The following is a 24,919-nucleotide window of genomic DNA, read 5'->3' as shown; positions in this document are numbered from 1 at the left end:
CAGCGATCTCCCTTACGGCAACAGCGCATACAAGCCCGCGTTTTTCTACCAGATCAATGAGATACAAGACCGCATGAAAATCACCAGTTACTCGAACGGATCCACCGAATCGTACGGCATCGTCGAAGGCGAAACGATCGTCGACCTCGGTGCGTGCCAGAACCCTCCACAACCTAGCCTGCGCGTTGCCATTGCCGCCGGTTTGAGTGCAGATAGTTTGGGTGCTCGCGGGCAGACATTTGCGTTGAAGGACGTCATCCTGCGACCGCCTATTCCAGATCCGCACAAGATCATTTGCGTGGGGCTAAATTATCGGGCACATGCTTTGGAAGGCGGGTTTGAACTCCCAGCTTTCCCTTCGGTTTTCATGCGAGCGAGCGACACGCTTGTTGCCCACCATGAACCCTTGCAAAAGCCGTTGATTTCAGACGATTTCGACTACGAGGGAGAACTCGCCATAGTCATTGGAAAGGCTGGTCGCCACATCACCGAGGAGAATGCTTTGGAGCATGTCTTCGGATACACCTGCTTCAATGACGGCTCGATCCGGGATGTTCAGCTAAAGCAGTCGCTGATTGCCGGCAAGAATTTCCCGAAGACGGGAGCGTTGGGGCCCTGGATCGTGACAGCGAACGAAATTCCCGATCCGTCGCGCTTGATCCTGGCGACGCGCATCAACGGGAGAAAAGTCCAGCACAAAGGCGTCGACGACATGATCTTCAACGTTGCTCAAATAATCTCCTATATCTCCGGGTGGACTCGTCTGGAACCCGGGGATGTGATCGCCACTGGCACGCCAGAAGGCGTCGGCTTTGTGCGTAAGCCACCGCTGTGGCTGAAGGTCGGAGATACCGTCGAAGTCGAGATCTCATCAATCGGCACGCTCGTCAATCCCGTCGCATCCGAGAGGTAAGCTCCCATGTACCAAGTTGAATGGCAATGCCAGCAAATCGTCGCACGGTTATTTCACGATCTAGACGAGCGAAACTACGACGGGCTCGTCAATCTCTTCGAAGAGAACGGGGTCTGGCTTCGCCAGGGAAAGGAATTGAAAGGCCGGGAAGAAATCATGGCGGCCCTATGTATGAGATCCCCGACCTACATCATTCGTCACGTAGTCAGCAACTTTCTGTTCACGTCGAGCCGAGGCGAACAACCGTCAGCTGTGGCGTACATGACAGCATACGGCAATGACTCCGGGCAACTGCCGATAAAGCCAGTGGAAATTCGCACCCCGCTGGGAATCTTTGTCGTGAAATGCGATTTCATTCAAGACGGCGAGAAATACAGATTCGCACGTCTTGAACTTCATCCAGAGTTCACGTTCTCACGCTGAGTGGTCCGCAATTCTCCTGTGCATCACCGGCGAGCCAAAGAACCGCTCGCCGATATTCCTCGCGTCAGACGATCAGTGCGTCGAGACGCAATCGCATTTCGGGTGCTCGCGGATCGTCGTCACTCTGTTGCACATCGGTTGAAAAGATCGTGCCACAACCTGGACAGCAATATCGCCGGAGGACAATTTCTGAATCTTTGAGGTATCGGTTGGACTCGCTCAAACTCGACAGTGGAGACTCCAACATCAAGGCTCGTTGTCGCGGATCCTCATTGGCAGGGCCGAATGCGCGGTCGCAATTGGTGCAACCCAGTAGTGGGCCGAACCTCGAGGCTCTAACGGCGAGAGTTTCGCCAACGCGAAACATTTGCGCTCCGCTGAATGGTTCATCGCCATCCCAATCGTTGCCCAGGCGAACGCCCGATGTCATGCGATCCTCACGCGTCTTGCGACGAAGCAGGGTGGTGGCAGTTTCGTCAATTCGCGCACCTAAACCTTCCACCACTGAGACACCATATAGGACCTCGGCTTCACCAGCGGAGCAGAAGCCCAGACGGACATCGCGCAAAACTTGATCCGGTTGTCGCATCAATGGGTCACCATATCCGCCGCCGCCAGAGCAGAAGTTGATCCACGCGTCAGACACACCAAGATCGGCAACGTCCTTGGCTTCGGGGACTTCTATCTTCTCGCTTGCGAGTTCATCGAGGCCCCCTGGCAATCGACCTGCTTTGAATTTCTCGGCTAAGTCCGTGTTGCGAAGAACGAAATTCCGCTGGATTGATCCGGGTAGGCCCCCCGCTACGCCTTTCGTTTCTGAATGGCTGTAACCCGTTGCAAAGAAGACAGCATTGATATCGGAACCTACGCCGTGCGGCGCAATCATGTATTCAAGGCTCACACCGCCACGATGTATGCCGGCTCCAGCGGTATCCTTTCGCTCCTTGCGATATACATACAACACGGGCAAGAGTCCTTCGATCCGTTCGACATTGGGAATTCCATACGATGGCGCTATTAGATTGCCGCAGCTATTGACGCCGTCTCCGAACGGACGTGCTCCGCCCCCGCCAACCGAGTCGGTAAACATGTTGACAAACGGGCGACCGTTTAGCTTGGTTCCTGCCAGTACCGCCATATTGGCTCCGCCATAGCCCAAGCCGATGACTTCGTCGCGCAGGTCTTCCGAGCACCCGTACATGCGGGCCATGGTCTCCCAGACGAGATTCCCTGTCGATTGGGAAGCATTGAGTGTTGCCATGCTGGTTGCGGCCGGAAATAGACAGTTATTGAGGGTGCCTTCTTCCGAAATGATTTCGATGCATTCCACGAGGGCGCCATGCGCCCATGGCAAATCGAAACAAAGAAGGGGCAGTAGCACTTGTGTTACGCCGCCTACCAGGCCGCTATACGCGCAGTTAATGGAACCCGGTGCCTGTTTTGCGGTCCCGGTGAAGTCGAAGGTGAGACGATCCCCAAGCTTTGTCATCGTCAGCTTCATCTTGTAGAGGCAATTCTGGACGCCATCGTGATCCAGCAGGGCTGTGGCGAACCACTCACCGTCGGGCATATTGGCCAGCCGCTTGCGTATCCTCTGGCGAACATAGCCCAGGATTTGGTCCTGAACGCCGAGAAACACATCCAGCCCATATTCGCGAATGATCTCACGCAGGCGGTCGCGAGTAGTCGTCTGCGCTGAAATCTTTGCGCGAAGGTTTAGAGCATTCACCTCCGGAGTCCGTGTGTTTCTCAAGAAGATGGACTCGATGTCCTTCCTGAAGACACCAGCCTCAATGATTTTCACGGGAGGCATTAAGGGACACTCCTCGTATGCCGTTGTGGCTCCCACACTCCAGCTTCCGGGACGTGGGCCGCCAACATCCATCTCGTGCATGACGATACCCGTCCAGGCAACGAGGGTTTCGCGCCAGAAGACAGGACACACGACCGCGTAGTCCATGGCGTGCAGTGCGCCGGACCAAGGGTCGTTGGTCATAAATACATCGCCCTCGTTGATATTCCCCTCGAAGTCGTGAAGCACAGACTGCACGACGATGTCCAGTGCGGCAGCTTGCCGAATGACATATACGCCGGTGAAAAGTCCCTTTCCCTCGGCTGTCAGAATCGCCGTGTTGAAGTCGCCCGACTCGTAGACGGCAGGTGAGCCGGAGATGCGGCCTGCAATCAGCCCCATTTCATCATTGATTTCCCAGAGCCGGTGCCGAAGCACCTCGAAGGTGACCATGTCGATGGTCTTAGACGTCTGCATGCGCGACTCTCCCGAACGTTAATGTAATACCGCCATTGCGATCAACCTCAGCGTGTGAATTGGGCGGCAGCACCACGGTGTCAGCGAAGCGCTGGATAATGGCGGGACCATCTAGATGCTGCCCAGGCCTTAGCCGATCACCGGAGTGGACGGCTGTTGATATGAACCCACCGCTCGACCTGAAATATGCAGACCGTCGCCCAACTAGGGAGTCGCCCGCCGATTTTCCATTTGCGACTTCGAGCGATGGCTTCACGATGTCTATCGTCCCCGTCAAACGGACGGTGGCCAGTTCAATTCCGGCTTCGACATACGCGCTACCTTTCCCGTAAGTCATCTCGTAGGTGCGAATGAAGTCTTGCTTTAGCTTCTCCATATCGCTGGCAGTCAGTTCGTCAGGCCTGATATCGACTTCAAGCTCATGGACTTGCATCCCGAATCGCATCTCGACCGCGCGCCGCAACGTTATAGGTTGGTCGTTCAGTCCGGCTTCGGAAACGCGCTGCAACACGCGGCGCTCGAGGCTTGCGAAAGACTCATTCAGCCCGGCCAGCGCGTTAGCGTCGATCGGGAGCTCCAGCGCTACAGACTGCTCCTCCTGCAGGGCAATGTCGGTCGTCAACATGCCAAGTGCGGAAAAGACGCCGGAGTCCGCGGGTATGTAAGCCAGCTTGACACCGACCTGCGCGGCCAAGAACGATGCAAATACCGGCCCCGCACCTCCATAAACGAACAGCGCGAAATTACGTGGATCGAGCCCGCGTTCGACTGTCACCTTGCGAACCAAGTCCGCCATCTGAGCGTTCGAAATCTCAATCATGCCGGCAGCAACGTCAGTAATCGAAAGCCCGACGCTTCTCGCCAACGCTCCAAGTGCGGTCTCGGCCGCAGTCTTGTTGAGCCGGACTTTGCCCCCAAGCAAGAAGTCTGGATCGAGGTAGCCAAGCGCGACGTGTGCATCGGTGATAGTGGGCTCAAGACCTCCACCACCATAGGCGGCCGGCCCGGGCGTTGATCCGGCGCTTCGAGGCCCGACTCGCAGACTACCGCCGTCATCGCGCCAGCCAATGCTGCCACCGCCAGCACCAACCGATTTGACGAACACCTTGGGAACAAGATACGCATACTTGCCGATCACCGGTGCCGGGTCCATCTGCACCTTGTCTTCGAATACCAGGCCAACGTCGAAAGTCGTACCGCCAACATCGGCACAGATAACGCTCTGTTCGCCGATGAGACCGGCACAAAACCGGGCTCCGAGCACACCTCCGGCAGGCCCCGAGTCGACAGTGAGAATTGGCCGCCCGAGGACCGAGTCGACGGTGCACAGGCCGCCGCTCGACTGCACGACGAGCAACGAACATCCCATGCCGAGCTGTTTGAGCCTACGTTCCAGACGCACAAGATATTCGCCGACAACCGGTCCAATATAGGAATTGAACGCGGTTGAGACGCTGCGCTCGTACTCGCCGGTGCGGGGAACCACTTCAGATGAAATTGACGTGAACAGTTTTGGATGTCGCTTCTTCACCAGATCGCGCAGCTGAAGCTCGTGTGACGGGTTCTTGAATGACCACAGCAGGCACACGGCCAATGCCTCGATACCTGTTTCAACGAGGTGATCGACGTCACGACTTGCTCTATCAAGATTGAGTTCGACCAGAACTCTCCCATCACGGTCCACGCGCTCGATCACTCCACGGATGTCCTCCGGCAAAACTATCGGAGGTGTCGCCTTCTCCAAATGCGTGACATGGGTCTTTTCTCGTTCCGAAAGGCCGATCACCTTTTGCCTGGCCCGGCCAATTGTGATCGTCTGCTCGTGACCGGCGGTCATCAACATTCCAGTTCGTGCGCCACGCCGCTCAGTCAGTGCATTGGTGCCGACAGTCGTTCCGTGAACGAATTCCGTGGCGCGGCTGACAAGTTCCGGCGTGGTAATTTCTAGCCGCTTTGCCGCCATATCGAGGCAGTCGATGACGCCCCTAGATGGATCGTCGTATGTCGTCAGCGATTTGGCCGTCAACCGTGAACCCGACTCGCTCAGCATCACACAATCGGTGAAGGTCCCACCAATGTCCACCGCAATGCGCAAACCGTCTTTAATATTCATTTGATTCGTACTCGAGTGGTCGCTATTAGCCAATGTTCTCAAGACAATCGATTGATTTGAAATCGAATGTTGATATGAAAACAATTCGGAGATGAAATGAGACTGGGTGTTGGCTACCAGCTTGTGGCGATGTATTGCGCTTCCATGAATTCGAGAAGGCCATGGTGCCCACCTTCGCGACCGAGCCCGCTTTGCTTGACGCCTCCAAAAGGTGCAGCTGGATCGGAAACCAATCCACGATTGAGGCCGATCATTCCGCTTTCGAGGGCCTCCGAAACTCTCAACCCACGCGCGAGATCTTTCGTATACACGTAGGCCACGAGGCCATACTCCGTTCGATTGGCCTTGTCGATTACCTCTTGTTCAGAATCGAAGATAACGATTGCCGCGAGCGGCCCGAAGATCTCTTCATCCAGCAACCTGGAATCGTCGGCAACGTTTACGATGACCGTGGGCGGATAAAAATATCCGTCACGTGCGGGCGCTTTGCCACCTGTCAGTACGCGCCCGCCCTTGGCGACAGCGTCGGCGACCAATTGCGCAACCTTGTCGCGTGATTCACTGTTGATCAAGGGACCCAGTTGAGTCTCGGCCGCGCAGCCGTCACCGATTTTCAGTGCGCTCATCTTCGCGGTCAGCGCCGCGGAGAAATGCTCAGCGGCGCCACGCTGCACGTAGAAACGGTTTGCCGCTGTGCATGCTTCTCCGCCATTGCGCATTTTCGCAACCATTGCGCCTCCAACTGCGGCGTCGATATCCGCGTCATCGAAGACGATAAACGGTGCATTGCCACCAAGTTCCATCGAGCAATTGATGACCTGATCAGCGGCCTGCCGCAGCAAAATTCGACCGACCTCAGTCGATCCCGTGAAGGACAGCTTTCGAACACGCGGATCATGCAACATCGCGCCGACCACCTTCCCGGCCGTTGACGTTGTCACTACATTGACTACGCCAGGTGGAACGCCAGCTTCCTGAAGAAGCGCTGCCATCGCATAGGCGGTGAGGGGTGTTTCCGTCGCCGGCTTTAGCACGCAAGTACATCCGGCTGCCAGTGCTGGACCGATTTTGCGAGTCGCCATCGCGGCCGGAAAATTCCAGGGCGTGACCAGCACAGAAATGCCGATAGGTTGGTATTGGACCAACATGCGATTGGCGCCGCTCGGTGCGAGCCGGATGTCACCGACAATTCGCACGGCTTCTTCGGCGTACCACTGGAAGAACTCTGCCGCATAGGCCGCTTCGCCGCGCGCGTCCGACAGCGCTTTGCCATTCTCCATGGAGATCAACTTCGCGAACCAGTCGAGTCTCGCCGTCATCAGCTCGAACGCCTTGCGTAAGATCTCGGAGCGATGACGAGGCGACGTCGCCGCCCACGCACGAGCAGCATTGGCAGCCGCCGTAACGGCGGCAATACCTTCTTCGACCGTTGCGTCGGCAACGGACGCGATCGTCTTCTCCGTGGAAGGATTAATGACGTCAATCCGTTTACCGGAAGTCGACGGCATCCATGCGCCGCCGATAAAAAGGTCGGACGGAAGCGAGTCGAAGTCATGTGTTGACCAGTGGGCTGGAGACGAGTCGATAGATCTATCATTCATTGCTAGATACCTCTGAGTTGATCGCGCTTTCCTTCGAAACAGGCCCGCACAATTCTGTTGATACTTTCGCGACTGAGCTGCCGCGGATTGTTGTTGACGAGTCTGGCAGCTGACATTGACTGCTTGCTGACCCAATCGAGTTTGTCTCCCGCGAGACCAAGGTCTGCGAGCGACTCGGGCACACCAATTTGAGCGAACAGCGCTTGAACAGCGTCAATGCCGCGCTTGGCCTGTTGTTCGTCCGAGTGATCTGTTTCGGCAACACCAAAAATGTGTGCGATCTCTGCGTACTCGGGTAGACAAGTCGGCAGATTGAATTCCATTACATAAGGCATTAGGGTCGCGACTCCGAGTCCGTGCGCTGTATGCGTGACGGCGCCGACAGGGTATTGAATGGCGTGGGCGGCTGCAGTCCCTGCGGTTCCGAAGGCCATTCCGGCGGCGAGCGCGCCGAGCATTACCCGCTCGCGCGCCGATCGGTCGTTTGGAGATTTCACGGCCGTCGCGAGATTGCTGGCCAAAGCATTGATTGCAAGGCGTGCGTGCGCGTCCGCAAAGACGTTTTTTCCGACAAACACCTGATTCAAACCCAGTTCGGCAGTCGGCTCGCGTCGAATCGCGGTAAAGGACTCGATGGCGTGTGTCATTGCGTCTGCGCCCGCGATGGCGGTGAGCCGTGGGGGGCAACTCATCGTGAGCTCGGGGTCGCAAACCGCTACTTGTGGAATCAGGTAAGGGCTGGATATCCCGACCTTCATGTCACGTGCTGGATCTGCGAGTACAGCAACCGGGGTTACTTCGGAGCCGGTGCCAGCGGTGGTCGGTATCGCGATGACCGGGAGGACCGGGGCAGGCACTTTAAATTCGCCGTAGAACGCCGACATTTCGCCCGAATGACTCAACGCCAAGGCGACCAGCTTGGCCAAATCCATACAACTTCCACCTCCGATTCCGACGACGACAGCCGGACCGAAAGCTCTGGCCTGCGAAGTGGCATCCAGGATGCAGTCGAGCGGCAACTCTGCAACGGTTGCGTCATACACCTCGACAGCAATGCCTTCGCTGCGCATGTCGGTCGCCAATGCGGAAAGCAACGGGTCTTGGGGGAAGCGATCGTCTGTGCAGATGAAAGCCCGATTCCCGAGCGGCTTGACTAGGCGAGGCAGCGCGTGGCGCTGACCCCAGCCGAAAAGTACGGTCTGGCCGGTCCGGGCAATGCCGAAATTATTCATGGTCGTTTTCTCAATCACGCTTGCGCGAAGCCGCGAGCAGTTGGAGGTCATGCCATACCTGATCATCGAGCGGTAGGCCATTGGACAAACGCTCGCGACGAGATGCGAGCGCGCGATCGCCTGGCACCTGCACGGCAGCGTCGGGGGAACCAGACGCGCGCACTGCGTCAAGATAAGTCTCAATGGCCGCATAGCGACCTTGGTCGGCACCTGGGTCTATTACGATGAAGATGTCACCCTTGTTGCAAACTTGGTCCGAGTCAAGCGTGCCATGCACTCCCGGCCCCAGCGCGCAAGCGCTTAGGGCGCCGATCAGCACCTCGAAGCCGAGACCGAGGCTGTAACCCTTGGCGCCTCCAAACGGCGCGATAGCGCCCCGTTTGGCAGCGTGAGCGTCGGTGGTTGGCTCTCCAGACACGTCCAATGCCCAGCCGGACGGAATCGGGCGGTTCAGGTTGGCATGGTGGTGTATCTCGCCCATCGAAACCAGGCTGGTCGCCATGTCGAGCACGAAAGGCTCCCCGACGAGCGGAATACCTATAGCAAACGGGTTGGTGCCCTGCATGGCACGTCGTCCGTTCCAAGGGTGCACTAGCGCCTCGCTGTTGCACAGCGCAATGAGGATCTGCCCCTGTCGAGCAATGCGGTCTGCGTACCAAGCCAGCATTCCAAGGTGGTTGTTGTTTTTTATGGCGGCCATTGTTATGCCGGCTGCAACAGCTCGCTCAGAAATTCGTTCTAATGCGGCAACCGCAACCACCGGTCCTAAGCCCATGTACCCATCCACCTCGAGCACGTTGCCGCGCCAGTGGTGTGAGCCGTTGGTGAGTGGGTCCACAACGCGATTGTGAATTCGCTCGACGATGCGCTTGAGTCGCAGCAGCCCATGAGAGGAGCGGCCGCGCAGCTCCGCCTCCAGCAACAGATCCACCTGCAACGTCGCGTGGGCCAGTGGGACACCGGCCGAGTCAAGCACCGCCAACGCAACCCGCCTCGCCTCCTGAAAGTCGACCATCATCATGTGATCAGAGCACCGGGTTTTCGAGTCGTCCGAGTAAGCCCTCGAACGGGGTAATCGGGTCGATCTTTACGTGCTTCGGCGCACGATTTGCCTTGCGGGCGAGCGCCGGCATTTTCGATGACGAAATTGTGATGAAAGGACGCGAACGAAAGCGCCTATAAGCAATGTTTCTCATGTTTGTCTCTTTCGTGCTTTTTCCGAACCGTGGCGTGAATCCGAGAAGGCCGTTGGGGGAGAAGTGAAGGGCACCAGGAAGGTCAATCAGATCATGGGATTGAATCGTTCGCATTGACTTGAGATTGCCGGGACTGATTCGCCGGTTGAACCAAGCAACTGGAACCTCGCCGATACCAGCAACCGAGCCCGAAAGACTGAAGGGCATCACTTTAGAGAAGGGTGCGTGGTAGCTCACCACGACACATCGTTTGCAGCCGCATGTAATGTGAATCAACGATCTTTCGAGGATTCATGTTGCCTCTCTGTTTGTTCCTTTCTGCTCTAGGTGTATCAGTACAGAAAACGCTTTGATTTATCTGGAAACAGTGTGGCAAAGAGAGGCGTTGTCGGGAAATCGAATGATCGTATAAGCGATATTCATCCAGATGATGTCGTACCGTGTACGTGCTGCCAATGCCCTTGCGTGTGCCTTCGAGTGCCGCAATATCGGGACACCACTTAGTTCCTGCTCTACTTCGCCGTGGTCGAATGCGACGGCTCGCGTCCTCGTCCCATCGCATCCCATGTGACCGGAACGAAATCCATGCGTGAGGGCAGGAGCAGCCGCAGAGAAAGAATCGTAGCTGAGCTTGCCCCCGAAAAACGAATCCCTTGCTGAGCAGGTAAACTCAAGCAAGGAGAGGAACGATGACGAGCAAGGCAAAGCGAGCGCAGTACACGCTCGAGTTCAAGCTGGAAGCGGTGCGGCTGGTCAAGGACGGGCAAAGCATGGCAGCGGTGGCAGCGACACTGGGTGTGGTCGAACAGACGCTGTACAACTGGGTAAAGGCTGACCGGGAAGGCAAACTGACGGGAGCGGGCACGAAGCCCGTGAGCCCGGAACAGATGGAGCTGGCGCGGCTGCGTGCCGAAGTGGCTCGCCTGAAGATGGAGCGGGATATTTTAAAAAATGTATGGTCTGCCCCAGGTTTGCAAGGACTGTCTAGCCGTCTCGACAGAACATCGTTTGCGTGAATGTATCCGGCCTGTTCGCGCAGTTCGAGACTGCTGGCCGTGATGGAATCCGCGCACACCTAACCCAATAAAGCGTTCCGTCATTAAAGACTGCTTTTTTAGCCGGGCTTTCGGCATGCCGGTCAACGGTTCTGTGTCATCAGCTATGCAGGGCTCGCAAAACAGGACGGTAGTGCTCGGACTTGCTCAGGCAGCTGCGGGTGCTTCCGCAAACGGTCGATAGGACTGCTGGCTGGTCAACACCTTCCAGCAGATACGGACGATCTTGTTGGCCAGTGCGATTAGGGCGACGTGCGGATGACTACGTTGCTCGACCTCGCGAAGCCATAAGCCCATTCGGGACTGTTCGCGCTTCATGTGAATCATCAAAGCACGTGCGCCTTGGATCACCATCATCCGTAAATAGGTGTTACCGCGCTTGCTGATGCCACCAAGATTCGATTTGCCTCCCGTTGAGTATTGCTTCGGTACAAGGCCGAGCCAGGCTGACATATCGCGAGCCCGCTTGAACGCAGCACCATTGCCGACTGCAGCAATAAGAGCCGTTGACACAACCGGCCCGACGCCGGGTACCGTGCAGACACGTCGGCTGAGGTCCGATTCACGAGCGATCCGGGTAATTTCAGCCGACGCCGTGTCGATCTCTTCGTCCAAGGCCAGCCATCGCTGACGCAACCGCGCAATGAGCTGACTCAGTCGTGGCGATAAGCCGCTCTGGGGATCGGCTAATACTGCTGGCAGGCGTCGAGCGAAGAGAGCACGCCCAACCGGTATGACAATGCCGTGCTCGAGAAGCAGCGCTCTCATCTGGTTGACGACGGCGGTTCGCTCGACAATGAATCGTTGGCGAACTCGATGCAATGCTTGTAGCTCGATTTGATCAGTTGTCTTTAGCGGAACACAGCGCATGCTTCCGCGACTTGCAGCTTCCGCAATCGCCTGAGCATCGTTGAAATCGTTCTTGTTCGATTTGAGGTACGGCTTCACAAACTGGGCCGGGATAATGCGCAACTCGTGGCCCGCCTGCTGGAACCGTCGCCCCCAGAATTGGGATCCAGGACACGCCTCCATGGCGATCAAGCATCGGGGTGCCGTGACCGGAAATTCTGCCAGTTGGCCTCGGTTGAACTTCTTGCGGAATAGTTCGTACCTCGCTCATCGTTCGCTACGAGGTGGAACCAATTCTTGCCGAGATCAATGCCAATGACATAGACGCGGTGATCGTTCAGGGTCGCTCTCCCAGAGTGGACACGCCTAGTATCGCGCAGGAGGTGGGGCAGACCATTCCATTAGGCAGCCGCGTACTTCACCAAGGAGTCGATGAGAAGTACGCATTCATCGAGCGCAATCGACGCCACTGGCGGTCTCGGTGCTATGCGAAGTGCTGGAAGTCGGTCCCGGCGGATATCATCAGCGCCGACAACGAACCGCACAGGCCAAGCCGCGCCGAGATGTGAGTGACGACGCACTGCTTGCGCATGGCGTGGTTCCGGCGCCGCCCTGGAGCCGGTGTAATTGTGTGACCGGCTCGTCCATCATTCGACGATTTTCGAGATGAATGTCGAAAGCTACCGCCGTCGCACCGCCAGCGACAAACAGAACAGCCGGCGCCGACATTCATCCACCGACAACCACAGTGAAGGAGCGACAAACATGGCCGAATAACCACCGACAATCAACCCGGTCGACCGGCCAAGATGGTTGTCGGTAAACCGGCCGTGCTGCTTGACGCTATCCAACCGGTGGCGCTGACGTGTGACGCAGGTGCTATGCGGGTCCGCAGGGCGCGCGAGAGGCCTTCTGGATCTCGAGGCGAATGGTGGGTGCTAACTGAGCGTCGTGAAGGAATGAGTCGTGGATTGAGTTAGAAGTTGCGGTCAAGATACATGCGGCGGATGGTTGTGCGTCTTGAGATGCCGGACGAGAAGGGGGCTGCCCTGGTTTACGGCTGGCGCACACATCGATGTTGAAGTCGTACTGGCAGGACAATATTCGCTCTGCCGCAGTCCACGCGAGCGCCCCTACGACAACATTCGCGGCATCAAGCCGGGCATTCCGCGCGGGACCGCATGAGATCCAGTCTTCCCCTCACGGCAAGCTGTCGTCTGGGGGCTGTTCGAGCAAACAAAAGGGTAACTCTGCAAACATTCCGGTTACCGGCATCCACGAACCTTCGTCTATAACTACGCTTAATGAAAGCAGATCGAAGGTGAACCTGAATGCCGGTGGACCTTCAACCGTGTTGTAGCGGTCGGGCATAGCGGCGGCGGAAACCGGTCTCTATGTGCACAGGTGTTCTGCGTAGCCGATCGCGAGATCATCGATAGGGCGCCGAAGGTGCAAGCGGACGTACAACTACATATATCGGAGATGAGCAAATGTATCCCCTCAAGAAAGACGTGAATTTCCCGAGGAATCAATGGTACGTTGCGGCCTGGTCTGATCAGGTTGGCCCGGAGTTGCTGGCCCGCACGATATTGGGCGTCCCGGTGGTTCTCTACCGTACCCAAGAGGGAAATCCCGTAGCACTGGCCGATCGGTGCCCACACAGAAGGTTTCCCCTCTCCAAGGGAAAGCTCATCGACGATCAGATTGAATGCGGATACCACGGATTCACGTTCGATTGCAGTGGAAAGTGCGTTCGCATTCCTTCTCAATCGGACATTCCAGCGAGCTATCGCGTCGCCCAATATCCTCTGGTGCAGCGCTGGGAGTGGCTATGGATATGGATGGGTGATCCATCGGTTGCGGACGAGAGTCTGATTCCCGATCACCGGCCCCTTCGTGTGTCGGATGAAGGTTGGCAACCAACGATCGGCGGCCATGAACGGGTCGAATCGCGATACATCTTTCTGCATGACAATTTGCTCGACCTGTCGCATCTGAGCTACCTGCACGGCAGCACAATTGGTGGTCCCGGAATCGCCCAAACCGAAGCGGAGATGAAGCAGGATGAGCGTCAGTTTATCGTCTCCCGCTTTATCAAGAGCGATAAGGTCGAACACCTTCCGCTAGCAAAGACACTGAATATGACTGGACTGGTCGACCGTACTATGATCCAGTACTTCTTCCCTCCGGGGTTGCACTCCACGGGCTCGAGTTTCCATAGTGCGGCAAATGGTGGCGCGGAGCCTGGAAAACCATACGGCGCGCTTAGGGTAAATCATGCGATTACGCCCGAGACAGAGAATACGACCCACTACTTCTGGGCGTTTAGTCGAAATTTCGGGCTCGGCGATCAACAGCTTACCGAATCACTGAAAGCAGATATCGCCGCTGCGTTGGATGAGGACGTGGTGGGAGTGAAGTACTGCGAGGCCATGGTTAGTCTTGGTGGGATTGGCCCAGAAATCCATGCCCGGTCCGATGCGCCTGGCTTGCGCGGACGGCGACTGATCGAGCAGCAGATTGAACTGGAGATGAATATCCGTTCAGGGCTTAGTAAATAATCTATTTGGATAATAAAGTTCGATTCCGCTCTCCGTGAAAAGCGACGCACGTCGCGCTCGCACAATCGCGCTCGGTCACGTCCGTGGCTTAGAACTTGCACACAGTGTAACTAACCGGTGTGCTTATGAGGCGAACCCGCGCGGTCGGAAGATCCACGTGCTGGACCACGGCCATACCGCCCTGAGCCACCGCGTGGCGACCCTTCGCCTTATACCGATTGCGGCGAACGGTCACCTTGCTTTCATGTAGAAGAATTTATGAAACAGTAGTCCGGTGTTTGCCTGAGCCCCAACGCCGCCCGAGCAGGCGGTGCTTGGGGCAACGTTGATATGGGTGGCTGAATCCCGTACTGTCATTCACTGCCCGCCTGCAGAGCCTCTTCTGGAGAACGTGCATGTCTGCTATCTCTTCGAATTCGAGCGCTGATCAGACCACGGTGCTCTACAACAGATTGAACTGGCGTCTCTTGCCATTTCTGGTCACCTGCTATCTGTTCGCTTGCCTCGACCGCCTCAACATCGGCTTCGCGAAATTGCAGATGCAAAGCGACCTCGGCTTCTCTGACGCCGTTTACGGAGTAGGTGCGGGAATTTTTTTCTTGGGCTACATGTTGTTCGAAGTCCCCAGTAATCTCTTACTGCCCGCATTAGGCGCTCGCAAAACAATTAGCCGTATCCTGGTGCTTTGGGGGCTAACATCTGCATCGATGCTGTTTGTGCACAACGTGACGATGTTCTACGGGCTGCGTTTTCTACTTGGCGTGTTCGAGGCTGGCTTCGCACCTGGGATGCTCTTTTACCTCACCTATTGGTATGGCGAGGCACGCATGGCACGCGCCATTGCCATCGTCATGATAGGTCAGCCGCTAGCGGGCGTGGTAGGCGGGCCGCTGTCAGCCTGGACTATGACTTACTTTGCGGGGGCCTTCGGTCTTGCTGGCTGGCAATGGATGTTTCTAGTGGAAGGCTTGCCCTGCATCATGTTGGGTGTCGTCGCGTGGTTTTTCCTCGCCGACCGCCCGGCTTCAGCGACGTGGTTGTCGGCGCAAGAAAAGCGAACGCTCGAAAGCGGCCTCGCTGCTCCCGCCGTCGTTCATCACTCGTTTAGGCAGGTGGCGCGCGATTCCCGGGTGTATCTGATGGCGATGGCCTATTTCTGCGTGATCTGCGGCATTTACACCGTCAATTTCTGGCTACCGACGATCCTTAAGGCCAATGGCGTGAAAGACACGCTGCAGATCGGGTTTTACTCGTCGATCCCTTACATCGCCGCGGTAATCGCTATGTACCTTGGTAGCCGCAGTTCAGATCGCCAGCGCGAGCGGCGCTGGCATAGCGCGGTGTCGGCGCTGATTGGTGCGCTTGCCCTAGCCGCCGCGACGTGGGCGAGCGGACAACTCGCGATCTCCCTGATTTTCATGACCGGCGCCACCGCCATGATGTCGATCTCCTATACGGTCTTCTGGGCGATACCCTCCGATTATCTGAAAGGCGACGCAGCTGCAGGAGGAATTGCGTTGATCAATACGATCGGTTTGCTAGGCGGCTTTCTGAGTCCGACGATCATCGGTTGGACCAAGACCGCAACCGGCAGCATACAAGGCGGTCTGTATGTGATGGTCGGGCTGCTGGTACTCGGAGCTATTCTGTTAGTAGCGAACCGCTTGCCTGTCCTCCAACCGGCAACACCCACTCCACCCACGCACCCCGCTCAAACCTAGGAGCGAGTTCCAATACCCGCCGCGTCGCCCTGGCAATTCGCGCGCAGCCTAGCGAAAGATAAGTTGAGGTTGTGCCGTTCTTGTACTCTGTACCCCATGGAGCTTCTGCGCATGAAGAATGCGCCGCCTATTTCGGCAACACACTGTGCGTTTCATCGGACGTGGGCATAGTGAACCAAGACTGCACGGGCTTCCTGAATTCAAATCTCACAGTGACTCGAGGGTGAGGTTTCTCGTCCGGTAGGACATCGGTGTTTCACCGGTGTGCCGGGTAAAGAATCGGGTGAAATGGCCGGGCATACTAAAGTCCAAAATATCGCTGATCGTCGCAATCGAATCGTCGCTCTCCAGTAAAAGATGGAGCGCAGCTTTCATCCGGACGGCGTTAATCAGCAACTGTGGCGAAAAGCCAAAGTGAGCACAGAACCGGCTGGAAAAGTGGCTTCTTGAAAGTCCGTATTCTTTCGCCAGATGATCGACATCTGTTCGCCCGTTACACCGCTGAATACTGTGGGCCGCGTCCAGAATCCGCTTGTCCCAATAGCCTTTCAGACGCCCTGAATTGAGAACCGGGGCGGATGTGCCCATTGAGCCCACGCCATCGATAAGCGCGTCGACGAGCGCCGTCACCTGCTCTGGCGCGTCCAACCCTGGATTTGTCAACGACAATCGCAAATGCGCCAGGATCTCTGCGAGGGAGCGAGGCACAGCAAAGACTTCCACGCCTCCGCTGAGGTTATAGCCGGCTTTATCATGTGTACGAAGCCATGCAGGCGAAATCGCTATCACAATCAGATATGTTGGTAGGGTGGGGTCGACGTCACGCGAATGCTTCACCCAAGAGGGAATGATTGCACCTTGACCGGGCTTCACCACTACAAGTGTGTCATCGATCCTGTAATTCAGCGGACCGGCACCGAGATTGAACGTAATCTGGATCTCGTCATGGGCATGCAATCCAATGTTGCGCTGCGTCCAACAGCCCATCACCCGTCCAAAATGACCCGTTGCGAGCAACGCTCCCTGTGCCCCTGAAGCTGCCGACACTCGCGTTGAACATGGGTGCGCGGAGACGACTCTGGGCGCGGTGCTGCTGAGATCGCCTTCGACACGCGCTTCGCCAATAGACGATGGCGCAGCCCTGCAGTCCGAAAACTTAATATCGGTAGAAAGTTGCTGTTTCATGTTCCCGTCTCCGCCCAAAAGTGGCTGTCCAGCAGTAGACGCTGGAAGACCTTTTTCTTTAAGGCTAGCACGCTCAGGAAGAGCTGGGTAGTCGTCATGTACCTGGCGTCCTCGCTCGCGCTCTGACAGGGTGAGGCGCTGATACAAGGGAGGGCAGGCTTGCGAGGTCATGTACAACGCCTCCGGGAAAGGCCCAGTCACGAAGCCAGACTCCCGGAGATTCGACTGGTCGCCCAACGAGGGAAACCGATCACGCCGACGCTGGACGCGATATCAAGGCCTAAAATATTGGATGAACTGATCGAGTGCGGGGTTTCTAGCGTCCGCGCTCCATAGGAATTCGACTTCATAGGTGCTGGACAGATCTGGGTAACTGATTAGTTGAACATCAACCGGACAGCTGTACTCGGATACATCCGGCACAATCGAATTGACCTTGCCCCCGTTTGGCGAATCCCGTAACCGAGGATGTTATGCGGCCTTGCCTTGCTGTGCTGCGAACCAGTTCTGCTCGAATGTCATCGGGCTAACTGAGTTGAGCGTCGAGTGTAACCGGCGTGCATTGTAAAAGCCCAGCCAGTCAATTACCTCGTCCATTGCGGTACGCCGCGTGGCGAAGTGCCGCCCGTGCATACGTGCGACCTTGAGCGAACCCCACAGACTTTCAGTCGGCGCATTCCCAACAATCGCCGCGCCGGCTCATCGACGAACGCATGCCATAGGCCTTCAACGTGCCCTGAAACAGGCCGCTGCAATATTGGCTGCCGCGGTCGCTATACACAATTACACCGGCTCCAGGGCGGTACCGGAACCACGCCATGCGCAAGCAGTGCGTCGTCACTCACATCTCGGCGCGGCTTGGCCTGTGCGGTTCGTTGTCGGCGCTGATGATATCCGCCGGGACCGACTTCCAGCACTTCGCATCCATACATCGTAACGCTGCTTTGAAAGTTGACAACACCAGCCACGGTGGCCCGCAACATCGCCAAAATAGCTTTGTGCTTCAATATGCTGCTCATAATAGATCTACGTCGATGTAAGCGGATTCCACGTGCGGACGTGGCAGGAGCGGATCTGCTTGAATCTATTCAGTTATCCACTCTTGTTTTCTCACAGAGATGCTCTTTGCAAGGTTGTACCCTCGTGGGGTGCAGGTATCAGGCCGTCTGAATTTCCGTGTTGGGCCCCCCAGTCTTCAAGCGTCTGGCGCGCTTGCGCATATGGCTTGAGTCCAGACCAGATCAGCAGCGCGCCCAAGCCGCTTGCAATGCTTCCAACCCAAACGATGGAGTTGCGAACGGCCATGTCATCGCGGAACACATAATCTGTGACCAGTGCCACAGCGGTGGGGCCAAGACCCAGTCCGATCAGCGTCACGGCGAGCAGATAGATGGCGGAAGTCTGTCCACGCATGGAGTTCGGCATGATTTCCTGAATCGCTGCGGCCGCGACGCCGTTTGGCATGGCTGCGGCAAAGGTGTAGACGAACATGAAGATCCACAGCAAGGTCAGGTTGTCGATCAAGTAGCCAACACCGCCAAGCGCCGTCAGTACGCCTCCGAGGAGGCCGACGCGCATATTCGAATCCCGGAATCCGCGCCGCGCCAGATAGTCAGCAAGGCGGCCACCGGACATAACGCCAAGAGAGCCTGCGACTATTGAAATGCTTCCTACGTACAGCCCGACTTTGCCCAGCGTCATGCCATGATCCCTGAGCAAGAACGTCGGAGTCCAGGCGCCGACGCCAGAAGCCGCGAAGACGAGACAACCAAAACCAAGGTTGTGCGAGAGCACGGCCTTGCGAATGCCGACGATATAGCGACCAACGTCTTTGAGTGGCACCACCACGCCAGCGCCAGCGCCCTTGCGCGTGGGTTCCTTGATGGCGAGAAGAGGCAGGGCGAACAAGATGCCCAAGGCGCCTAGTACAAGGAAAATCACTTGCCACGGTTTGATATGGCCGAGCAGCGGCAGGATTACGTCGCCTCGCGCATTCGCCCACGTGATGATCGCTCCCCCCAGCAAGTAGGCCATGCCTATTCCGATGTACACGCCAATTCCATAGACGCTGATGGCCGTTGCTCGCTTCTGGGGCGGGAAACTGTCTGCCAGGATGGAGTAGGCAGCGGGCGACAGTGTCGCCTCACCAGCGCCAGTGCCGACACGCATAAGCAGGAGCTGCCAGTAAACCTTCGCTAGGCCGCAGCTGGCAGTCATTAGACTCCAGAAGAGCACCCCACAGAAAATCAGGCCGCGTCGGCTCTTGGTGTCGACAACTCGCCCCAGTGGAATGCCTGCAATCGCGTAGAAGATGGCAAAGGACAGGCCCATCAGCAGGCTGATCTTCGTGTCGGTCAGTACCATGTCGCGCCGAATCGGGGCCACCAGTAGGTACACTATCTGCCGATCCATGAAGGACAGCACGTAAGCTAGCAAGAGAATGAATACTGTCAGCCAGGCGCGCCGGGGCGTGGGGTAAGCATTGGGGTTTATCATAAGGACTCCTCCATCTGGCTGTATTTGTTGTGGTCGACAAAGCATTGGTTGCTCTTCGCTGCGGCATCTACTGCATCGGCTTCGTCAGGTTTCTGCAGTCCAAGACTTGGACGACTGGTGTTGCTGTCGTTGCAAAGCCGAGGGCAAGGTGGAGAGATCTGCATTGCGTGGACCTCATTGCAGCGTGATCGACAGCAGACATGCGTTGAGTACTTGTGTTATCAGTTCTGATCGAACCGGCGTTCAACTGAAGCCATAGAGCCGCGCTGGATTGTCGACCAGGATGCGGCGACGGTCCTGCTCGCGTGGCACGCAGTCCAGAAAGAAGCGCAGCAGTGCACTGTCATCGGGAATGAAGTCGGCTGGCGGGAAAGGATGCGGCCAGTTGGTGGCCCAAAGCAGCTGCTGTGGCGCGTGGGCCACTAGCGCGCCGATTAGCGCGGCGACATCATCGAAGGCGCGAGTTCCAGTCAGCCGAGTTGATGATTCGTACGGAGCCGAGAGCTTGACCCAGCATCGGCCGGTGTCGAGCAACCGCAGTAGCGCTGTAAAGGCCGGATCATCCACCCGTGGTGGCGGCAGGAACTTGCCCACATGGTCTATCACGCAATCGGAGGGCAACGTTGTGAGCAACCCGGCGCATTGGGCCAGGGCATGCCCATCCAACTGGACGTTCGCGTGCCAGCCGTGCGCATGCAGCCGCGGCATCAAGGGGGCCAGTGCGTCTAGGCCCAATGCACCCCAGCGAAGCGCGTAGAAGCGCTGGCCGCGCACGCCGGCCTGGGTCATTGCGTCGATTTGCGCATCGCTCGTGTTCGCTGATGTCACGGCCACGCCGCGCGCGTTCGTGCCGAGTTCCGTCAGGGCCTCCAGCATGACGCTGTTATCGAACTGGTAGGCGTTGGGCTGAACGACGACGACGCGCTGCAATCCGAGGCGACTCTGCAAGGCGCGGTAGTCCGCCACCGTGTAGCAGCCCGGCAGGGGCGGTCCGCCGATCGCGGACGGAACGCGTAGGTCGTAAAAGTGCATATGGGTGTCGCATGCGCCCGCAGGGAATGTCCAGCTCATGCGCCCGAACCCTTGCGTGCCGGTCTCCGCCCGGGCAGGGGCGCGGGGTTGGCAAAGGCCTCCTCGTGCACGAAGGCGCCGCCCTGGTAGGACGCGCCGCATGGATCTTCCTCGGGCGCGCCAGCGATGACTTCCAGCGCGAAGGTCTCGCTGTCGTCCAGCGGTCGGTAACCCAAGCGGTGGGCATTGCGGTTGTCGTACCAACTGCGACGATTGCCAGAGACGCCATACACGACCTCAAAGCGGATGTCGGGATGTTCCACGCCGATCGTGACCAGTTGCGCCATGTCGCGAGGACTGAGCCAGAGGGCCAGCCGGCGTTCGTCCAGAGGGCGTACGTTGACGTTGCCGATGCGCAGACACAAAACATCCATGCCGTATTTGTCAGCGTACAGGCGGCCCAGCAGTTCGCCGAAGGCCTTGGATACGCCATAGCGGCTGTCCGGCCGCAGCGCGACCTCGTGATTGATGGTGTGCGTGCGTTTGTAGAAGCCAACCGCATGATTGCTGGAGGCGAACAGAAAGCGCCGAACTCCCGCGCGATGCGCCGCCTCGAAAGTGTTATAGCCGCCTTCAATGTTGGAGGGCAGCACCTCGTCCCAGGGCCCCTCCATGGACAGGCCGCCCAGATGAAGCACCGCGTCCGCGCCGCGCATCGCATCTTCGAGCGCCGGCAGGTCCTCCAACGCCGCCGCGACGAATTCCTCATGCGGCTTCAGGTCGGAGATCGGCCGCAGATCGCATAGGCGCAGTTGGTAGCGGCCTGCCAGTTCCCGGCGCAGGTGTGTAGCGATGCCGCCTGCAGCGCCCGTGATGAACAACGTTTTGCGCGTCACGCCGAGGTCTCCAGCACGATCAGCGCAGCCGCGCGTGCCGCCTCGGCCCGCGCATGCACGAGTCGCGTCATCCGGTCGGCCAGCGCGCGCTGCTTGTCAGCCTGTGAGCCCAATGTGTCGAGCCACGCCTGTGGCAGCGCGCTCGCGCCCCTCATGGCGCCTGCCACGGCACCCGCCATGGAGGCGATCGTGTCAGCATCGCGACCGAAGTTCGCGCCGTATTCCACCGCCTTTTGCGCGTCCCCGTCGGCCAGCCACACGAGGGCCAGCGCCAGGGGAACGGTCTCGCGTGAATCGGTGAAGTGCCGCCGAACGTCGATGGCGGCACTATAGTAGCGGGCCCGGAAATCCTTATACCCTGCGCTCTCGCGCGCCATGGCCAGCGTCGATTGCAGTGCCACCCGCATGGCCTCCGCGCTGCGCTCGGGGAGAAACTCGGACGCGGCCCGCAGGACCGACTCGACGTTGGTGCCCGGCACGAACGCCTGCGCGACGGCCGCGGCCATGGCGCAGGCGCCGTCGCGGCAGAAGTTGTGATGGATCAGACCTGCGACTTCGAAGGTCTCTAGCACGGCCTGGCGCGGATTGCCCGCATTCACAATTCCCATCGGCGAGATGCACATGGCCGAGCTGCTGCTGGCCATGTTGCCCGCGCCTGCGTCGCGGGGCAACACCTGTTCCCCGCTGAGCTTCCAGAACGTCGCCACCACGGGGGCGAAGAACAGCTTGCTGTTCACGAAGGTTTGGCTGTGTCGAATCCAGTCAGCGGCCCAGGCATCGGCCGTGGCATGGCCGCCGGTGCGCTCCAGTGTCTCGCAGAGGATGTGCTTTAGCAGGGAGTCGTCTGTTCCATCTCCGGAGAAGGTCTGCACCCAGCCGAAGCGTTGCTGGATGTCGTCGTGGGAGAGGTTTTCCGTGGGGGTACCCATGGCGTCGCCAATGAAGCCGCCGAGCAGGCATCCGAGGACTTTGTCGAAGAGAGGGGAGTTGCGGTTCATAACATGTTGTTCCATTCAGGAGAGTTAGTCATAGAGCCGCTGCCATCGATAGCCGTTGCGCGGCCGGGATGTCGAGGCCCGCGCGGGCGAGCGAGCACTCCAGTTCCCGGCGAGCTGCGCGGCTAACGGACTGAGCGGCGGGCGGACATGCTGCCAGTGCTCGTCGCCTGACTTCCATGCGATCGCGGTCTTCATCGCTGCAATCAGACGATAGGCCTGGAAGATTGCGCGTGTGTGGTCGAGCGCCGCTTGCTGCGCGTCGGCGTCGTCGGCGCGCCGGTCCTGATACAGCCGCAGGATGGCGGTCGGCCGTGGCGACGGGACCGCGAGTCAGCTGGGTGAGCCTCGCGTGGCTCTCGATGTCGTCGGGTTCAAAGGGCTCTTCAATGAAGTAGGGGTTAAAGGGCTCAATGCGACGCATGTACTCCGTAGCTTGCACCGTGTCCACCTTACCGTTGTTGCAGTCGAGCATGAGCTGCACATCAGGGCCGATGGCCTCGCGGGCAGCCTGCACGCGTTGCCCCTCGCCTCGGGGCGACCAGCGGCCCGTCTTCATCTTCACGGCCTGAAAGCCCATGTCAACGTAGCTGGCCATCTCGTCGGCCACGCCTTGTGTCGTCTTGCCTTCCATGTAGTAACCGCCACTGGCGTAGGCCGGAACGGCCTCTGCGTGCATGCCTCCGAGAAACTTGTGCAGCGGCAGGCCAGCCGTGCGCGCGTTCAGGTCCCACAGGGCCGTGTCGAGCGCGCTGAGGGCACGCATTACGGTGCCCATGCGTCCCTGCAGCAGCGCTTCCTGGTACATGGCCTGCCACAGCCCCTCGAACAGCCGGCCCGCAGCGCTGCCGACGTACAAGAAACTGAGGCCCTGGGCGCCATCGGTGGAGCGCACGCGCACTAGGCCGTAGTGACGGGTGTGGACTGTGCGGTTGGAGAAGGATGTCAAGGCGTCGAGAGGGACGGCGACATGACAGAATTGGATGCGCTGGATCTTGGCCACGAAAAGGATCCCCTGATTAATGTGTGCAAATCTACAATGCGTGAGGCATAGGAGCAATCGATGTTTAACTGCTTAAGAAGATGGCAAAATCATCTTTTTCATGGAGCTTGACCGATGGATGTGCGTTTCCTGCAAACCTTCATGCTGGTGGCCCAGCTCGGTTCGATCGCGGAGGCGGCACGCCATCTGGGGCTCACCTCTGCGTCGGTTGCTCAGCGGCTGGCGGTTCTCGAGGCCGACATCGGTGGCAAGCTGGTGACGCGTTCAGGCCGAACTGTGTGTCCGACCGAGGCGGGTCTGCGCGTGCTCGAGCGCGCTCAATCTGTGATTCGCGAGGTCCGCGACCTGCGTTCGGCCGCGTCGAACACGAGCCTGCCCGCCGGCCCCTTGCGGCTGGGCGCCACGCCGACCGCGATGACTGGCATGCTGCCGGCGGTGCTCAAAAAATGGGTGGCGGAGCATCCTGGCATTGCGATTTACATCGAGCCGGGTCCAACCACGATACTGCACGCGCGGGTGATGGAGGGCGAACTGGACGCCGCGGTGCTCGTCCAGCCCCCTTTCGAGCTTCCGAAGTCGGCGGCTTGGCATACGCTCAGGCAGGAACACCTCGTGCTGGTCACGCCCGCCTGCATGCATGTGCGGGATCCATTGCGCACACTGGAGAGCGAACCCTACATTCGCTATGACCGGAACGTGATCGGGGGTAGGATGGCCGACGACTACCTGCGCCGCAAGAACATCCAGCCTCAAGTGCGCTTTGAACTCGACGGCATCGAGAATATCGCGCGACTCGTGGCGGAATGCTTGGGGGTATCCGTTCTGCCCGACTGGCCGATGACGGACATTTCGGCCCGGTCATTGCGCAAGTGGGAACTGCCACAGCCGCGGCTGAGCCGTACTGTCGGCGTGCTGTGGCTCAAGGCGCAGGTGCGTGCCGCATTGGTAAGGGAGTTCGTGCGGCTTGCCAATTAGCAGATGGAAGAGCCAGCCGATCGCTTGAAGAGCCGCACTTGCTCAACGCAGGTGCGCAGTCGTGCGAGCCTCCGGAAAACTACGATCGGAGAGCGTGCAGTGTGGGGGATTTGCGGCTACCTCTTTCCGAAGATTACCGACAATCGAACCCCACAATGCATGAACAGACGGCGCGCTATTACCATGGAAGCTGCAGTCGAGCTTCCCTTGACCGTTCATCTCGCCACGGGTGGATAACACGGACGATGAATCAACAATCAATTTGCGCGCTGCATCTCAGGGTGACGAGCCATTTCTCCTGCAACTCCGCAAGCTAACGATAACGGAGCATCTGGAACGAGTCGCTATGCCCGTCGACGATGACGCGCACTACCAGCGCATCAGATCAAACTTCGAAGACGCGCAGATTATTTGAGAGGGAAGTC

General features: G+C 58.2%; 17 protein-coding genes and 5 pseudogenes. 8 read left to right on the top strand and 14 right to left on the bottom strand.

Annotated elements, in window-relative coordinates; all coding sequences use genetic code 11:
- Window positions 1-73 precede the first annotated feature (73 nt).
- A complete protein-coding gene (locus BUS06_RS18775) occupies window positions 74-913 on the top strand; it encodes a fumarylacetoacetate hydrolase family protein (RefSeq protein ID WP_074265615.1) in 840 nt (279 codons plus the stop codon).
- 6 nt (window positions 914-919) lie between these two features.
- A complete protein-coding gene (locus tag BUS06_RS18770) occupies window positions 920-1,336 on the top strand; it encodes a nuclear transport factor 2 family protein (RefSeq protein WP_074265614.1) in 417 nt (138 codons plus the stop codon).
- A 64-nt stretch (window positions 1,337-1,400) separates the two neighbouring features.
- On the opposite strand, the gene BUS06_RS18765 is transcribed toward BUS06_RS18770, so the two are convergent.
- From BUS06_RS18765 to BUS06_RS37485, 6 genes are all read right to left on the bottom strand, one after another.
- Entirely contained in the window at window positions 1,401-3,605 is a 2,205-nt protein-coding gene (locus tag BUS06_RS18765) for a hydantoinase B/oxoprolinase family protein (RefSeq protein WP_074265613.1), read from the bottom strand.
- Entirely contained in the window at window positions 3,592-5,718 is a 2,127-nt protein-coding gene (locus BUS06_RS18760; protein ID WP_074265612.1) for a hydantoinase/oxoprolinase family protein, read from the bottom strand. Before BUS06_RS18760 ends, BUS06_RS18765 begins: the two co-directional genes overlap by 14 nt.
- Window positions 5,719-5,831: 113 nt before the next feature.
- Window positions 5,832-7,319 carry an NAD-dependent succinate-semialdehyde dehydrogenase gene (locus BUS06_RS18755; protein WP_074265611.1) on the bottom strand — a complete coding sequence of 496 codons (1,488 nt, stop codon included), beginning with the start codon at window positions 7,317-7,319 and terminating at the stop codon, window positions 5,832-5,834.
- A gap of 2 nt (window positions 7,320-7,321) precedes the next feature.
- Entirely contained in the window at window positions 7,322-8,551 is a 1,230-nt protein-coding gene (locus BUS06_RS18750; protein ID WP_074265610.1) for an iron-containing alcohol dehydrogenase, read from the bottom strand.
- Window positions 8,552-8,561: 10 nt separating this feature from the next.
- Window positions 8,562-9,572, bottom strand: a complete 1,011-nt coding sequence (locus tag BUS06_RS18745) for an Ldh family oxidoreductase (RefSeq protein ID WP_254368873.1) — start codon at window positions 9,570-9,572, stop codon at window positions 8,562-8,564.
- A 4-nt stretch (window positions 9,573-9,576) separates the two neighbouring features.
- Window positions 9,577-9,987, bottom strand: a complete 411-nt coding sequence (locus BUS06_RS37485) for a hypothetical protein (protein ID WP_143787548.1) — start codon at window positions 9,985-9,987, stop codon at window positions 9,577-9,579.
- A gap of 449 nt (window positions 9,988-10,436) precedes the next feature.
- Between BUS06_RS37485 and BUS06_RS18740 the strand changes: the two are divergent.
- A pseudogene (locus tag BUS06_RS18740) lies at window positions 10,437-10,697 on the top strand (transposase); the annotation flags it as partial.
- Window positions 10,698-10,949: 252 nt separating this feature from the next.
- Here BUS06_RS18740 and BUS06_RS18735 read toward each other — a convergent pair.
- Window positions 10,950-11,885: pseudogene (locus tag BUS06_RS18735) on the bottom strand (IS110 family transposase); the annotation flags it as partial.
- 173 nt (window positions 11,886-12,058) lie between these two features.
- Between BUS06_RS18735 and BUS06_RS37480 the strand changes: the two are divergent.
- The 4 genes and pseudogenes from BUS06_RS37480 to BUS06_RS18720 form a co-directional block, all read left to right on the top strand.
- A pseudogene (locus BUS06_RS37480) lies at window positions 12,059-12,243 on the top strand (IS3 family transposase); the annotation flags it as partial.
- A 41-nt stretch (window positions 12,244-12,284) separates the two neighbouring features.
- Window positions 12,285-12,428 (top strand): annotated as a pseudogene (locus BUS06_RS38205) (ATP-binding protein); the annotation flags it as partial.
- 713 nt (window positions 12,429-13,141) lie between these two features.
- Complete coding sequence (locus tag BUS06_RS18725) at window positions 13,142-14,212, top strand: aromatic ring-hydroxylating oxygenase subunit alpha (RefSeq protein ID WP_074265608.1); 1,071 nt, start codon at window positions 13,142-13,144, stop codon at window positions 14,210-14,212.
- Between the two features lie 395 nt (window positions 14,213-14,607).
- Complete coding sequence (locus BUS06_RS18720; RefSeq protein ID WP_074265607.1) at window positions 14,608-15,933, top strand: MFS transporter; 1,326 nt, start codon at window positions 14,608-14,610, stop codon at window positions 15,931-15,933.
- Between the two features lie 207 nt (window positions 15,934-16,140).
- Here BUS06_RS18720 and BUS06_RS18715 read toward each other — a convergent pair whose 3' ends face one another.
- The 7 genes and pseudogenes from BUS06_RS18715 to BUS06_RS18685 form a co-directional block, all read right to left on the bottom strand.
- Window positions 16,141-17,118, bottom strand: a complete 978-nt coding sequence (locus tag BUS06_RS18715) for a helix-turn-helix domain-containing protein (RefSeq protein WP_167379396.1) — start codon at window positions 17,116-17,118, stop codon at window positions 16,141-16,143.
- 471 nt (window positions 17,119-17,589) lie between these two features.
- A pseudogene (locus BUS06_RS18710) lies at window positions 17,590-17,959 on the bottom strand (transposase); the annotation flags it as partial.
- Window positions 17,960-18,228: 269 nt separating this feature from the next.
- A complete protein-coding gene (locus tag BUS06_RS18705; protein WP_074265605.1) occupies window positions 18,229-19,614 on the bottom strand; it encodes a spinster family MFS transporter in 1,386 nt (461 codons plus the stop codon).
- Between the two features lie 243 nt (window positions 19,615-19,857).
- The gene (locus BUS06_RS18700) at window positions 19,858-20,685 is read right to left on the bottom strand and encodes an amidohydrolase family protein (protein WP_074265604.1); all 828 of its coding nucleotides are present in this window, start codon (window positions 20,683-20,685) and stop codon (window positions 19,858-19,860) included.
- Entirely contained in the window at window positions 20,682-21,521 is an 840-nt protein-coding gene (locus BUS06_RS18695) for an NAD-dependent epimerase/dehydratase family protein (RefSeq protein WP_217272812.1), read from the bottom strand. Before BUS06_RS18695 ends, BUS06_RS18700 begins: the two co-directional genes overlap by 4 nt.
- On the bottom strand, window positions 21,518-22,519 hold the full coding sequence (locus tag BUS06_RS18690) for an ADP-ribosylglycohydrolase family protein (RefSeq protein WP_074265603.1): 1,002 nt from the start codon (window positions 22,517-22,519) through the stop codon (window positions 21,518-21,520). Before BUS06_RS18690 ends, BUS06_RS18695 begins: the two co-directional genes overlap by 4 nt.
- A gap of 28 nt (window positions 22,520-22,547) precedes the next feature.
- Complete coding sequence (locus BUS06_RS18685) at window positions 22,548-23,519, bottom strand: mandelate racemase/muconate lactonizing enzyme family protein (RefSeq protein WP_083611530.1); 972 nt, start codon at window positions 23,517-23,519, stop codon at window positions 22,548-22,550.
- A gap of 114 nt (window positions 23,520-23,633) precedes the next feature.
- Between BUS06_RS18685 and BUS06_RS18680 the strand changes: the two genes are divergently transcribed.
- Window positions 23,634-24,494, top strand: coding sequence for a LysR family transcriptional regulator (locus BUS06_RS18680; RefSeq protein WP_074265601.1), 861 nt, complete (start codon window positions 23,634-23,636; stop codon window positions 24,492-24,494).
- Window positions 24,495-24,919: the final 425 nt, after the last annotated feature.

The sequence above is a fragment of the Paraburkholderia phenazinium genome (genome assembly GCF_900141745.1).
In the GTDB taxonomy this organism is placed as follows: Bacteria; Pseudomonadota; Gammaproteobacteria; order Burkholderiales; family Burkholderiaceae; genus Paraburkholderia; species Paraburkholderia phenazinium_B.
The sequence above is the reverse complement of the archived record's forward strand: the minus strand, read 5'-3'. Positions and strand labels throughout refer to the sequence as shown.

Excerpts from the sequence above, each read along its gene's own strand:
- BUS06_RS18720 (WP_074265607.1), top strand. The coding sequence starts at position 14,608 with ATGTCTGCTATCTCTTCGAATTCGAGCGCTGATCAGACCACGGTGCTC.
- BUS06_RS18755 (WP_074265611.1), bottom strand. The coding sequence starts at position 7,319 with ATGAATGATAGATCTATCGACTCGTCTCCAGCCCACTGGTCAACACAT.
- BUS06_RS18745 (WP_254368873.1), bottom strand. The coding sequence starts at position 9,572 with ATGATGATGGTCGACTTTCAGGAGGCGAGGCGGGTTGCGTTGGCGGTG.
- BUS06_RS18705 (WP_074265605.1), bottom strand. The coding sequence starts at position 19,614 with ATGATAAACCCCAATGCTTACCCCACGCCCCGGCGCGCCTGGCTGACA.
- BUS06_RS18765 (WP_074265613.1), bottom strand. The coding sequence starts at position 3,605 with ATGCAGACGTCTAAGACCATCGACATGGTCACCTTCGAGGTGCTTCGG.
- BUS06_RS18680 (WP_074265601.1), top strand. The coding sequence starts at position 23,634 with ATGGATGTGCGTTTCCTGCAAACCTTCATGCTGGTGGCCCAGCTCGGT.
- BUS06_RS18770 (WP_074265614.1), top strand. The coding sequence starts at position 920 with ATGTACCAAGTTGAATGGCAATGCCAGCAAATCGTCGCACGGTTATTT.
- BUS06_RS18775 (WP_074265615.1), top strand. The coding sequence starts at position 74 with ATGAAAATCACCAGTTACTCGAACGGATCCACCGAATCGTACGGCATC.
- BUS06_RS18700 (WP_074265604.1), bottom strand. The coding sequence starts at position 20,685 with ATGAGCTGGACATTCCCTGCGGGCGCATGCGACACCCATATGCACTTT.
- BUS06_RS18690 (WP_074265603.1), bottom strand. The coding sequence starts at position 22,519 with ATGAACCGCAACTCCCCTCTCTTCGACAAAGTCCTCGGATGCCTGCTC.
- BUS06_RS18715 (WP_167379396.1), bottom strand. The coding sequence starts at position 17,118 with ATGAAACAGCAACTTTCTACCGATATTAAGTTTTCGGACTGCAGGGCT.
- BUS06_RS18725 (WP_074265608.1), top strand. The coding sequence starts at position 13,142 with ATGTATCCCCTCAAGAAAGACGTGAATTTCCCGAGGAATCAATGGTAC.
- BUS06_RS18760 (WP_074265612.1), bottom strand. The coding sequence starts at position 5,718 with ATGAATATTAAAGACGGTTTGCGCATTGCGGTGGACATTGGTGGGACC.
- BUS06_RS18750 (WP_074265610.1), bottom strand. The coding sequence starts at position 8,551 with ATGAATAATTTCGGCATTGCCCGGACCGGCCAGACCGTACTTTTCGGC.